Source organism: Actinomadura rugatobispora (genome assembly GCF_055379765.1).
The window spans coordinates 10,514,673-10,528,201 of record NZ_AP029191.1; the positions used below are offsets into that span (position 1 = coordinate 10,514,673).

The window sequence follows — 13,529 nt, forward strand, 5'->3', positions numbered from 1 at the left end:
GGAGGGCGACGACAGTGAGTGATGCGATAGCGGTCATCGGGCTGGCCTGCCGCCTCCCCGGAGCCCCGGATCCGGCCGGATTCTGGCGGCTCCTCCGGAACGGCGCCGACGCCGTCGGCGAGCCCCCGGACGACCGGCGGGACCTCCGGGACCTCGCCGAGCACACGGGCGTGCGCCGGGGCGGATTCCTCGAACGGGTCGACGCCTTCGACGCGGACTTCTTCGGGATCTCGCCGCGCGAGGCCGCCGCGATGGACCCGCAGCAGCGGCTCATGCTGGAGCTGAGCTGGGAGGCCCTGGAGAACGCCCGCATCGCCCCCGGCACGGTGCACGGCACGGGGACGGGCGTGTTCGTCGGCGCGGTCTGGGACGACTACGCCGCCCGCACCTACCGGCAGGGACCGGCGGCCGTCTCCGAGCACACCATGACCGGGGTGCACCGCTCCATCATCGCCAACCGGATCTCCTACGCCCTCGGCCTGAACGGGCCGAGCATGGCCGTGGACACCGGGCAGTCCTCGTCGCTGGTCTCCGTCCACCTGGCCGCCGAGAGCCTGCGGCGCGGCGAGACCGACCTGGCCGTGGCGGGCGGCGTCAACCTGATGCTCGCCCCGGAGAGCACCCTGGGCTCGCTTCGATTCGGCGCGCTGTCCCCGGACGGGCGCTGCCACACCTTCGACGCGCGGGCCAACGGCTACGTGCGGGGGGAGGGCGGCGGGGCGGTGGTGCTCAAGCCGCTGTCCCGGGCGCTCGCCGACGGTGATCCGGTCTACTGCGTCGTCCGGGGCGGGGCCACGAACAGCGACGGCGCCACCGAGGGGCTCACGGTGCCGAGCCGGCGGGCCCAGGAGGAGGTGCTGCGGGAGGCGTACCGGAACGCGGGCGTCGATCCGGTCGATGTCCAGTACGTCGAACTGCACGGCACCGGGACCCCGGTGGGGGATCCGATCGAGGCGGGGGCGCTCGGCGCCGTGCTCGGCTCCTCCCGGCCGGCCGGCGCCCCGCTGCCGGTCGGCTCGGCGAAGACGAACGTGGGCCATCTGGAGGGTGCCGCGGGCATCGTCGGATTCCTGAAGACGGCGCTCGCCATCAGCAACGGGGAGATCCCGCCCAGCCTCAACTTCGAGCGGCCCAACCCGCGGATCCCGCTGGCGGACTGGGGACTGCGGGTCCAGACCGAGGCGGGGCCGTGGCCGTCGCCCGAGCGGCCGCCGGTGGCCGGTGTGTCGTCGTTCGGGATGGGCGGGACCAACTGCCACCTGGTGCTGGCCTCACCGCCCGCAGCCGAACCCGCGACGACAAGGACCCCGGCGGAGGAGAGAACGGGCGAGCCCCGTCCAGCGCCGTGGGTGGTCTCGGGACGATCCGCGCAGGCGTTGCGGGCGCAGGCCGACCGGTTGCGGGAGTTCGCCTCTACCGAACCGGCGTTGGACACCGGCGACGTCGGCTTCTCCCTCGCCACCTCGCGCACGGCCTTCGAGTACCGGGCGGCGGTGGTCGGCGACGACCGCGACGATCTCCTCGCCGGGCTGCGGGCGCTGGCGCAGGGCGAGCCCGCCGCGAACGTGGTCCGGGACGACACGATCGGCGGAGGGCTCGCCTTCCTGTTCTCCGGCCAGGGCTTCCAGCGGCCGGGTATGGGACGCGCGCTGTACGGCTGCTTCCCGGCCTTCGCCGCGGCCTTCGACTCCGTCCGCGCCGAACTGGACCCGCTGCTGGACCGCCCGCTCGGCGAGGTCGTCTGGGCCGAGGACCACTCGGCCGACGCCGGCCTCCTGGATCGCACCGACCACACCCAGGCCGCCCTGTTCGCCGTCGAGGTCGCGCTCTACCGGCTCTTCCAGTCGTGGGGCGTCGAGCCCGATTTCGTGGCCGGCCACTCCGTCGGCGAGTTCGCCGCCGCGCACGTCGCGGGCGTCCTCACGCTCGCCGGAGCGTGCACGCTGGTCGCAGCGCGCGGGCGCCTGATGCGGGAACTCTCGCCAGGCGGGGTGATGATCTCGCTGCAGGCTTCCGAGGACGAGGTCCGCCCGCTGCTGGGGGGCGGCCGGGCGCGGCTCGGCATCGCGGCCGTCAACGGTCCAAGCTCGGTCGTGGTCTCCGGTGAGGCGGCCCCCGCGGTGGAGGTGGCGGCGCATTTCGAACGGCTCGGCCGCAGGACCCGGCGGCTCAACGTGAGCCACGCGTTCCACTCCCCGCTGATGGCGCCCGTCCTGGACGGGTTGCGCGAGGCCGCCGGCCAGGTGGACTTCCACGCTCCGAGCGGCCCGCGCCTGGTGTCCACGGTCACCGGGGAGATCGCGACGGCGGAACGGCTGTGCTCGGTGGACCACTGGATCGACCACGTCCGCCTGCCGGTGCGCTTCGCCGACGGAGTCAGGACGCTGCAGGGCCTCGGGGCCCGCCATTTCCTGGAGGTCGGCCCCGGCCACGGCCTCACCGTCATGGGCCAGGAGAACGTCACGGGCGCGGACTGCGCCTTCGCGCCGTCCCTGGACACCTCCCCGGAGGCGACGGCCGAGGTGCGGTCGGTCACCGCCGCGCTGGGCTGGCTGCACGTCCGGGGCGTGGACGTCGACTGGGAGGCCGTGTTCGGGCCGCACGCCCGGAAAGTGGACCTGCCGACGTACGCCTTCCAGCGCAGGCGCCACTGGCTGCATGAAGACCGCGCGACAACGCCCCCCGGGACGGCGCCCCCGGAAAGGGCAGAGCCCAGCGACGTCGACATGCGCGACCTCGTGCGCGCGAACGTGGCGGCGGTGCTGGGGCACGACGACATGGAGTCCGTCGACGAGCGGCGTCCGTTCAAGGACCTGGGGCTCGACTCCCGCATGGCCGTCGAACTCCGCACCAGGCTGCGGGAGGCGACGGGACTGCGGCTGCCGACGGCGCTGGTCTACGACCACCCGACGCCCACGGCGCTGATCGATCACCTGCGGAGTGAGGCGACCGGCGGGCGGGCCGGGCAGGCGGCGCCCGGCCCGGCCCGCCCCGCACCCGACGAGCCGGTCGCCGTCGTGGCGATGAGCTGCCGGTTCCCCGGCGGCGTGCGAGGCCCGGACGACCTGTGGCGGCTGGTCGCCGAGGGCACGGACGCGATCTCGGAGTTCCCCGGCAACCGTGGCTGGGACCTGGCGGAGCTGTACGATCCCGAGTCCACCCGGCCCGGGACCTCCTACACGCGGCACGGCGGGTTCCTGCACGACGCGGACGAGTTCGACGCCGAGTTCTTCGGCGTCCACGCCCGCGAGGCCACCGCGATGGACCCCCAGCAGCGTCTCCTGCTGGAATCGTCGCAGGAGGCGCTCGAACGGGCCGGGCTGGATCCGGCCGCCCTGGGCGATGCCGGGCGCCCGGTGGGCGTCTACGTCGGTGCGATGGCGCAGGACTACGGTCCGCGCCTGCACGAGTCCGGCGGGGGGAACGACGGTTTCGGCGGCTACCTGCTGACCGGTGCCACCCCGAGCGTCGCCTCCGGCCGGATCGCCTACGTCCACGGCTTCCAGGGCCCGGCCGTCACGGTGGACACGGCGTGCTCGTCCTCGCTGGTCGCGATCCATCTGGCCGTTCGCGCGCTGCGGCAGGGCGACTGCGGGCTGGCGCTCGCGGGCGGTGTCGCGGTGATGCCCTCCCCGGGCATGTTCGTCGACTTCAGCAGGCAGCGCGGGCTCGCCCCCGACGGCCGCTGCAAGGCGTTCGCGGCCGGCGCGGACGGCACGGCCTGGGCCGAGGGCGTGGGCCTGCTGGTGCTGGAGCGCCTGTCCGACGCGCGGCGCCACGGGCATCCCGTCCTCGCCCTCGTGCGCGGCGGCGCGATCAACCAGGACGGCGCCAGCAACGGCCTGACCGCTCCCAACGGGCCGTCCCAGGAACGGGTCATCCGGCAGGCGCTGGACGACGCGGGGCTGTCCACGGGCGAGGTGGACGCGGTCGAGGCGCACGGGACGGGCACGGCCCTTGGCGATCCCATCGAGGCCCAGGCGCTGCTCGCCACCTACGGCAGGGACCGGGAGCCCGGCCGGCCGCTGTGGCTCGGCTCGTTGAAGTCGAACATCGGCCACAGCCAGGCGGCGGCGGGCGTCGGCGGCGTCATCAAGATGGTGCAGGCGATGCGCCACGGCGTACTCCCGCCCACCCTGCACGTCGACGAGCCCACGGCGCACGTGGACTGGTCGGAGGGCGGCGTGTCCCTGCTCACCCGGACGGTCCCGTGGCCGGAGAGCGGCCGTCCGCGCCGGGCCGCGATCTCCTCCTTCGGGATCAGCGGGACGAACGCGCACCTCATCGTCGAGGCTGCGCCTGCCGACGAGAGCGTTGAGGCGGCCGAGAACGGTACGGCCGGCGGGCCCGTCCCCTGGGTCGTGTCGGCGCGGAGCGGGTCGGCGCTGCCCGCGCAGGCGGCCCGGCTCCGGGAGTTCGCTGAGGCCGAACCCGGGGCGAGCCCGGCCGACATCGGGTTCTCCCTGGCCACCACGCGCCCGCGCCACGAGCACCGCGCGGTCGTCGTCGGCGCGGACCGGGCCGAGTTGCTCGCCGGGCTGGACGGCATCGCACGCGGTGAACCCCGGCCCAACCTGGTCACGGGCGCCGCGACCGGCGGCGGCACGGTGTTCGTGTTCCCCGGCCAGGGCTCGCAGTGGGCCGGAATGGGGCTGGACCTGCTCGAATCCTCCGCGGCGTTCCGCGGTCGGTTCGAGGAGTGCGCCGCGGCGCTGGACCCCGTCACCGGCTGGTCCCTCATCGACGTGCTGCGCGGCGGGCCGGACGCGCCGTCGCTCCAGCGGGTGGAGGTCGTGCAGCCGGTCCTCTTCGCGATGATGGTGTCGCTGGCCGCGGAGTGGCGCGCCCATGGCGTGGAGCCGGACGCGGTGGTCGGCCACTCGCAGGGGGAGATCGCCGCGGCCTGCGCCGCCGGAGCGCTGTCGCTGGAGGACGCCGCGAAGGTCGTCGCCCTGCGCAGCCGGGCCATCACCGCACTCGCCGGGACCGGCGGGATGGCGTCGGTGCCGCTCTCCGCCACCGACGTCCGGCGGCGGCCCGCGCCGTGGGACGACCGGATCCACATCGCCGCGATCAACGGGCCGCGCTCGACCGCCGTCGCCGGGGCGCCCGGCGCGCTCGACGCGTTCATCGCCGCGTGCCAGGCCGACGGCGTGGACGCCCGCCGGATCGATGTGGACTACGCGTCCCACACCCCCGACGTCGCCGTGCTGGAGGAACGGCTGGGCGACCTGCTCGCAGGCATCACGCCCCGGCCGTCCGACGTCCCGTTCTACTCGACCCTCACCGGGGAGCGGATCGACACCGCGCGCCTCGGCCCGGACTACTGGTTCGAGAACCTGCGCAACACGGTCCGGTTCGGACCGGCCGCCCGCGCCCTCATGGACGCCGGGTACCGCGTCTTCATCGAGGTCAGCCCGCATCCGGTGCTGGCGGCCGGGGTTCAGGACGCCGCCGACGACCACGGCGGCGGGGCGGTGGCGCTCGGGTCGCTGCGCCGGAACCAGGGCGGGCGAGGCCGGTTCCTGACGTCACTGGCGCAGGCCCACACGCACGGGACCGCGGTCGACTGGAAGGCGGTGTTCCCCTCCGCGGCACGGGTCGACCTGCCCACCTACGCCTTCCAGCGCCGCCGCTACTGGCTCGAACCGCCGTCCCCCGCCCTGGACCTCGGTTCCGCGGGCCTGGCCCCCGCCGAGCACCCGCTGCTCGGTGCCGCCGTCGGGCTGCCGCCCGACGGGATGCTGTTCACGGGGCGGCTGGCCGCGCGGACCCCTCTCTGGCTGGCCGACCACGCGGTGCACGGCACGGCGCTGCTGCCCGGGACGGCCTTCCTCGAACTGGCGATCCGGGCCGGCCGGCAGGTGGGGTGCGGGCGGCTCGAGGAGCTCACGCTGGAGGCCCCGCTGCCGCTTCCCGAGCGGGGAGGCGTCCAGCTCCGGGTGTCGGTGGGGGACCCGGACGGCGCGGGCCACCGGTCCGTGGGCGTCCACTCGCGTCCCGAGGACGCGGCACCGGAAGAGCCGTGGACGCGGCATGCGGACGGGCTGCTGGCCCCCGTCCCGCACCGGGGTGGGGGAGAGGGCGCGCGGCCGTCATCGGCGTCCCCGGTGGAGCCGGGCGCCTGGCCGCCCCCGGACGCGAAGCGGGTCGACGTCGGCGACGCCTACGATCGGCTGGCCGCCCGAGGGTACGAGTACGGCCCCACCTTCCGCGGGCTGCGCGCCGCGTGGCGTCTCGGGGACGACCTGTTCGCCGAGGTCGCCCTTCCCGAAGAGGCCCGGGACGACGCGCACGCCTACGGCCTGCACCCCGCGCTTCTCGACAGCGCGCTGCACGCGTGGCTGCGGTTCGGCCCGTCCGCCGAGGACGGCCGGATGCTTTTGCCGTTCTCCTGGACGGACGTCGCTCTGCACGCCGAGGGCGCGTCGGTGCTCCGGGTGCGGATGGCCCCGGCGGACGGCGGCGGGGTGACGATCGAGGCCGCCGACGCGGCGGGCACGCCAGTCTGCACGATCGGCGGCCTGGACCTGCGAGAGGCGACGACGGAGAGCCTGCGGGGCGCCGACAAGCGGTTCCAGGCGCTCTTCCGCATGGGCTGGACGTCGATCACCGGCCCGCCGTCCTCGCCCTCCGCCCGCCTGGCCGTCCTGGACGAAGAACTGGACGCCGTTGATGCCCCGGCGTTCGCGGATCTCGCCGCTCTGGGCGAGGCCGTCGACGGAGGGCTTGCGGTGCCCGACACCGTGCTCGCCCTGTGTCCCGGAGGGGATGCCGGGTCCCCTCTTGAGGCGGCGCATGACATCACGCAGCGCGTGCTCGACCTCGTGCAGGCATGGCTGGCCGATGAGAGGTTCGCCGCGTCCCGGCTGGCCCTTGTCACACGAAACGCGGTCGCGGTCGACGAGGGCGTAGAAGTGGACGCGGAGGGGCTGGCACAGGCGCCCGCCTGGGGGCTGGTGCGCTCGGCCCAGTCGGAGAACCCCGATCGGTTCGTCCTGGTCGATGTCGACGACGATGACGCGTCCCGCAGCGCGCTGCGCGCCGCGGTCGCGACGGGAGAGCCGCAGCTGGCCGTGCGCGGCGGCGAGGTGCACGCCGCGCGGCTGGCCGGGGCCGCGTCGGGCGAAGCCCTGATCCCTCCCGAGGGCGCGACGGCCTGGCGGCTCGACGTGACGAGCACGGGCACGCTGGAGAACCTCGCGCTCCTGCCGTCCCCGGAGGCGTCCGCGCCGTTGGCCTCGGGGCAGGTGCGCGTCGCGGTGCGGGCGGCCGGCGTCAACTTCAAGGACGTGCTGCTCGCGCTGGGCCTGCTCGACGGCGCATCGGACGAGCCCATCGGCAAGGAGGGCGCGGGCGTCGTCCTGGAGGTCGGTCCTGACGTGACGGACCTGGCCCCGGGCGACTCGGTGATGGGCTTGTTCGAGGGGGCGTTCGGCCCCAAGGCCGTGACCGATCGGCGGCTGGTCGCGCCCGTGCCCGAGGGCTGGTCGTTCGAGCAGGCGGCCTCCGTTCCGGTCGTGTTCCTCACCGCATACCTGTGCCTGGTCGATGTCGCCGGGGTGCGCCCGGGGGAGTCGGTGCTGGTCCACGCGGCCACCGGCGGGGTCGGCATGGCAGCCGTCCAGCTGGCCCGTCACCTGGGCGCCGAGGTGTTCGGGACGGCCGGGCCGGGGAAGCGCCACGCGCTGGAAGAGATGGGACTGGACGACGATCACGTCGCCTCGTCGCGATCGCTGGAGTTCGAGGACCGGTTCGCGGCCGGCGGCGGGGCGGACGTGGTGCTGAACTCGCTGGCCGGGGAGTTCACGGACGCCTCCCTGCGGCTGGTGCCCAGGGGCGGGCGGTTCGTCGAGATGGGCAAGACCGACGTCCGCGACCCGGTGCGGGTGGCGGCGGTCCATCCGGGCGTTCGGTACGAGGCGTTCGACCTGCCGGCCGTCCCGCCGGACCGCGTCCGCGCCGCGCTGGGCGAGCTGCTCGACCTGTTCGCGCGGGGGGCGCTGGAACCGCTGCCGCGCACGACCTGGGAGGTCCAGCGCGCGCCGGAGGCCTTCAGGCTCCTCAGCGGGGCCGGGCACATCGGCAAGATCGTGCTGACCATGCCGCGAGCGCTGGATCCGCGCGGCACCGTGCTGGTCACGGGCGGCACGGGGACGCTGGGCGGCCTGCTGGCCCGCCATCTGGTGACCGGCCACGGGATCCGGCACCTGCTGCTGACCAGCCGCCGCGGACCGGACGCGCCGGGCGCGGCGGACCTGGTGGCCGAGCTCGCCGAGCTGGGCGCCGAGGCGACGGTCGCCGCCTGCGACGTGGCCGACCGCCGGGCGGTGGCCCGCCTCCTGGCCGAGGTGCCCGACGCCCGCCCGCTCACGGCCGTCGTGCACACGGCGGGCCTGCTGGACGACGCCGTCACCTCGTCGCTGACCTCGCGGCGGCTCCAGCGCGTGATGCGCCCGAAGGCGGATGCCGCCTGGCACCTGCACGAGCTCACCGCCGGGCAGGACCTGGCGGCGTTCGTCCTGTTCTCCTCGGCGGCCGGAGTGCTGGGCGAGGCGGGGCAGGGCAACTACGCGGCGGCGAACGCCCTGCTGGACGCGCTCGCCCGGCGGCGCCGCGCGCTCGGCCTGCCCGCGTGCTCCCTCGCGTGGGGCTTCTGGGAGCAGCGCACCGGTATGACCGGGCACCTGGACGACGCCGACGTCGCGAGGATGCGGCGGTCCGGGATGGCACCGCTGCCGACCGGCGAGGCCTTGGCCCTGTTCGACGCCGCCCTCATGATGGGGCGGCCGGCGTTGGTGCCCATGCGCCTGGACGCCGCGGCGCTGCGGGAACACGGCGCGGTGCCGCCGCTGCTGAGCGGCCTGGTCCGCGCCGTCCCGCGAGCCGGCGCGAGGCGGGCGGCGACGCCGAACGGCCGGAACGGCGGCGCCGCTTCGGACGGCGCCGAAGCCCAGGACGACGCGTCGCTGGCGCGGCGGCTGGCGGGCATGCCCGAGGACGAGCAGGAGACCGCCCTGATGGATCTGGTCCGCGCGCACGCCGCGACGATCCTCGGTCAGGTCGGCCCGGAGTTGGTGGAGCCCGGCCGGGCCTTCAAGGAGCTGGGGTTCGACTCGCTCACCTCGGTCGAGCTTCGCAACCGCCTGACGGCCGCCACCGGCGTCCGCCTGCGCGCCAGCGTGACCAGCGACTTCCCGACCCCGAAGGACCTCACGCGGCACCTGCTCACCACGCTGGGCGACTCGGCGGCGGACGCGGAGACGGAGACGGGGGCCGGGGCGCCCGGAGGTGAACGTCAGCCGGGACCAGAATTGGCAGAACGTTTCTCAATTGGTTACCGAATGGACGATGGTGGGAGAATCCATCCGGCCGGAATGAGAAGATCATTTCGCGGGACGCTCGCACTCCCGGTGTCAAGCGGGGTAAAAATACCGCGGAGCGCCGGGGCGGCAGATCTTGGCCGGCCCGCCCCGAGTCGGCGAGGCGCCGACGATCGGGCATCGGCCCACCGCCCCGTGACAGGCCGGAACCCGCATGTCAGCCGGGATGAAACTACACGCTGAAAGGCCGTGAAAGCATAGCGTTGTTTGACCCTCCTCCGGCCCGGTGCAATGATTCAGTCGCGGAACGTGATCACGCGGAACCGGAATTATTCGGCCGTCCCCGGGAATTCGGTGAAGGGAGGGTGGAAGTGAGACTGGTCGGCCGGGACGAGGAGTTCGCCGCCCTTCGTGAGGTCTTCACCGCCTGTCGGCACGGCCGAGGCGGAGTGGCGGTCGTCAGCGGTCAGGTGACCACGGGAAAGACGGCCCTGCTGCGCGCGTTCACGGAATGGGCCGTCGATTCCGGAGCGCTTTTTCTCGGCGCCACCGCGTCCAGGTCCGAGCGGGACGTCCCCTACGGGGTGCTTGAGCAGCTCTTCCGGGAGTGCGACGTTCCCGGCGCGAGCGCGATCCAGGAGACGCTCTGGCCCTTCCCGGGGCCCCTGGACGGGGCGGCCGACGAGGCGCCGGGCCCTGGCCCAGGTCCGGGACGAATGGACCCGCCCAGCCTGCACGGGCTGTGGCAGACCCTGCACGATCACGCCAGGCGCCGGCCGGTGGTGCTCGCCGTCGACGACGTCCACTTCACCGACGAGCCGTCCCAGCGGTCCCTGCTGTACCTGCTGCGACGCCTGCGCGCCACACGGGTGATGGCCGTCTTCACCGAGAGCGGCCAGCCGTGGCACGTGCCATCCCCGCTGGAGCGGGAACTGCTCCGAGACCCCACGGCCCGCCGCCTGCGGCTCGAGGCGCTGTCGGTGCCCGAGGTCGCCGGTTTGCTCTCCCGGCACTTCGGAGACCGGGCGGCCCGGCGGCTGGCGCCCCCGGCCCACGATCTGAGCGCGGGCCTGCCCCTGCTGGTGCACGCGCTGATCGAGGACCACGCAGCCGCCGGCCACTCCGCCGCCGGCCACGAGGCGGCGGCGGAGATCGGCGCCGGCCACGCGTTCGGCCGTGCGGTGCTCAGCCTCCTCGGCCAGCACGATCCACCGGTCATCGAGGTCGCCCGCGCCGCCGCGGTCCTGGACGCGGAGGCCTCCCCGGCCGTGCTCGGACGCCTGGCCGACCTGGACCCCGCGTCATCGGCGCAGGGCCTGCGGGCCCTGACCGACACGGGACTGTTCGGCCGGAGCAGGTTCCGGCACGAGGCCGTCCGGGAGGTCGTCGAGAACAGCATCACCGCCGAGGCCCGCACGACGCTGCACCGGCGCGCGGCCGAGATCCTCTACGGGGACGGCGCACCGGCCACGGACGTCACCGATCACGTCGTCACGGCGGGTTCCATGGACGACCCGTGGGTGGTCCGCGTGCTCCGCGAGTCCGCGGCGCTCGCCCTCGCCAGCGACGACCCGGCGGCATCCGGCACCTGCGGTCGGCCTACCGGCGGAGCGGCGACGAAGCGGAACGTTCCGCGATCGCCGCGGCGCTCGCCCGCGCGGAATGGCGCCTCGACCCCTGCGGCGTCCTGGGCTCCCTGCCCGAACTCGCCACCGCGGCCCGCGCGGGGCGGCTGTCCGGTGACGACGTCCACGCCCTGATCACCTATCTGTTCTGGCACGGCAGGGCGGGCGAGGTGCAGGACCTGATCGAGAACGTCCGCGACCAGAGGAACGCGGTCCCGCCCTCCATGACGAGGCAGCTGGGGTGCTGGTTCTCCTATTTCCACCCGGGCCTGATGGTGGGCGTGTCCCCGGCGGGCGAGGAGCAGCCGCTGGATTCCGAGCGGACGCTCTCGACGTCGGTGAACGTGCGGATCCGGGAATCGATGGCGCCGTCCTCGGAGTTCATGGACGGGAACGCCGCCGTCGTCTCCCTCGCGGACGGGATTCTGGAGCGCTCCCACCTCGACGACGACAGCCTCTTCCCCCTCCTCGCGGCGCTGGCGATCCTGATGTACGGCGAGCGGCTGGACGAGGCCGCGTCCTGGTGCGGTTCACTCCGGGCCGAGGCCGCGGCCAGGCGCAGTCCCACCTGGGAGGCCCTGTTCGCGGCCACGCACGCCATGATCAGCCTGCGTCAGGGCGACCTCCTGGCGGCGGAGCGGCACGCCGGGTCCGCGCTCGGCATCCTGCCCGCCCAGAGCTGGGGGATCGCCATCGGGCTGCCGCTGTCCGCGGCGGTGCTGTCGGCGACGGCGAGGGGCGACGAGTGGCAGGCGGAAACGCTGCTCGACCTCCCCGTGCCGGACGGGATGTTCCACACGCCGTGCGGACTGCACTACCTCTACGCGCGCGGCTGGTACTACCTCTCGGTGGGGCGCCCGCAGGCGGCGCTCTACGAGTTCGAACTGTGCGGCCGGATGATGGCCGAGTGGGGGATCTTCTTCCCCACCTTCGCCCTCTGGCGCCTCGGCGCCGCGCGGGCCCACCTTCTGCTCGGCGATCCGGAGACGGCCGCCCGCTTCGTCGAGGAGCAGCTCGCCCTGACCGCACCCGGGCATCATCGGACCCGGGGGCACGCGCTGCGTTTCCTCGCCGCGGCGCGCGGCGGCGATCCGGCGCTGCTCGACGAGTCGGCGCTCCTGCTGGAGGACTCCGGTGACCGGCTGGGGCTGGCCTGGACGATGGCCGATCTGAGCGACGCGCGGCAGCGCCTCGGCGACTCCGACGAGGCCAGGACGCTGGCGTTCCGCGCGCAGGTGCTGGCCGAGCAGTGCGGCACCGATGTACGGCCCGGCCGGACCGGCGATGACGCGGAGGACGAGGGCCCCGCCGTCGGTACCGTGCTCGGCGAGCTGAGCGACGCGCAGCGCCGGGTCGCGGCCCTCGCCGCCGCCGGACATACCAACCGGGAGATCTCCGACAAGCTCCACGTCACGGTCAGCACCGTGGAGCAGCACCTCACGATCGTCTATCGCAAGCTCAGGGTGCGGCGCATCGGGCTGCGCCGGGTGTTCGAAGGCGCGTCCACCGCACCCCGCGGACCGGTCGGCTGAGGCTTCAGACGCTGCGCAGCACCGAGACGACGATGCCCAGGACGACGGCCTCGTCGCCGTCGATGACGTCGTAGTCGGGGTTGCGGGGCTCGAGCAGGACGTGGCCGCCGCGGCGCCGGAACACCTTGACGGTGGCCTCGCCGTCGATCATCGCGGCGACGATCTGGCCCGAGTGGGCCTCGGACTGCTGCCGGACCACCACGATGTCGCCGTCGCAGATCGCGGCGTCGATCATCGAATCACCGCGGACGCGCAGGCCGAAGACGGTGCCGCGCCCGGTGAGCTCGCGGGGCAGCGACAGAGTGTCGTCCATGTGCTCCTCGGCGGAGATGGGGGTGCCGGCGGCGATGTGGCCGACCACGGGCACGGTCACCGACTCCTCGGCGGGCTCTCGCGCCGGGTTCTCGTTCAGGAACATCCGCACGTCGATCGGCCGGGACATCGCGGACCCGCGGCGCAGGAAGCCCTTCTCCTCCAGGCTCGCCAGGTGCCGGGACACCGAGGACGACGACCGCAGCCCGACGGCGTCGCCGATCTGGCGCGTGCTCGGGGGATAGCCGTACCTGACCACCCAGTCCCGGATCGTGACCAGGATCCGCTGCTGGCGCGGGGGCAGGGCCGAGGCGTCCAGGCCCTCGAAAACATCAAGATCATCGTGTCCGGTCACCCATGGAAGTGTAGAGGCACCGGCTGACACCGGAGCCCGGACGCCGCTTCGGCCCGCCTCTGGGAACCGACCCCGGTGAGGCTCTCGCCCGGCAGGTTGACGACCCGGACGTGCACGCGGACCCGTTCGGGCATCCACCAGTCGGTCCCGACACGGCGGTCGGGACGCACCCAGAAGACGTCGAGTTGCTCGGGCCCGCGTGAGGCGACGGCCAGGGCGGAGCGCCGCGGCGTCGCCCGGTCGCCCGTCATCACGTGCCCGGCCGGCGCGATCGAGCGGGACGGCCAGTTCGCCGAGGTGGTCGCGGACGCGGCTGATCACCTTCACCGGGCCGCCCTGCGCGCGGGCGGCCTGGAGCGCGGTGATCGGCCAGGGCGCTCCA

Annotated in this window: 4 protein-coding genes; 3 read left to right on the top strand and 1 reads right to left on the bottom strand. The window is 74.4% G+C overall.

The window, feature by feature from the left end; all coding sequences use genetic code 11:
* Positions 1–14: 14 nt before the first annotated feature.
* The 3 genes from ACZ466_RS46940 (at position 15) to ACZ466_RS46950 (ending at position 12,480) form a co-directional block, all read left to right on the top strand.
* A complete protein-coding gene (locus ACZ466_RS46940; protein ID WP_378279586.1) occupies positions 15–9,566 on the top strand; it encodes a type I polyketide synthase in 9,552 nt (3,183 codons plus the stop codon).
* A 128-nt stretch (positions 9,567–9,694) separates the two neighbouring features.
* Positions 9,695–11,083: an AAA family ATPase gene (locus ACZ466_RS46945; RefSeq protein ID WP_378279587.1), complete on the top strand. Its 1,389-nt coding sequence runs from the start codon at positions 9,695–9,697 to the stop codon at positions 11,081–11,083.
* Between the two features lie 1,025 nt (positions 11,084–12,108).
* Positions 12,109–12,480 (top strand): helix-turn-helix domain-containing protein, encoded by a 372-nt coding sequence (locus ACZ466_RS46950; RefSeq protein ID WP_378279601.1) that lies wholly within the window; start codon positions 12,109–12,111, stop codon positions 12,478–12,480.
* A 4-nt stretch (positions 12,481–12,484) separates the two neighbouring features.
* Here ACZ466_RS46950 and lexA read toward each other — a convergent pair whose 3' ends face one another.
* On the bottom strand, positions 12,485–13,147 hold the full coding sequence (gene lexA / locus ACZ466_RS46955) for a transcriptional repressor LexA (protein ID WP_378279590.1): 663 nt from the start codon (positions 13,145–13,147) through the stop codon (positions 12,485–12,487).
* Positions 13,148–13,529 lie beyond the last annotated feature (382 nt).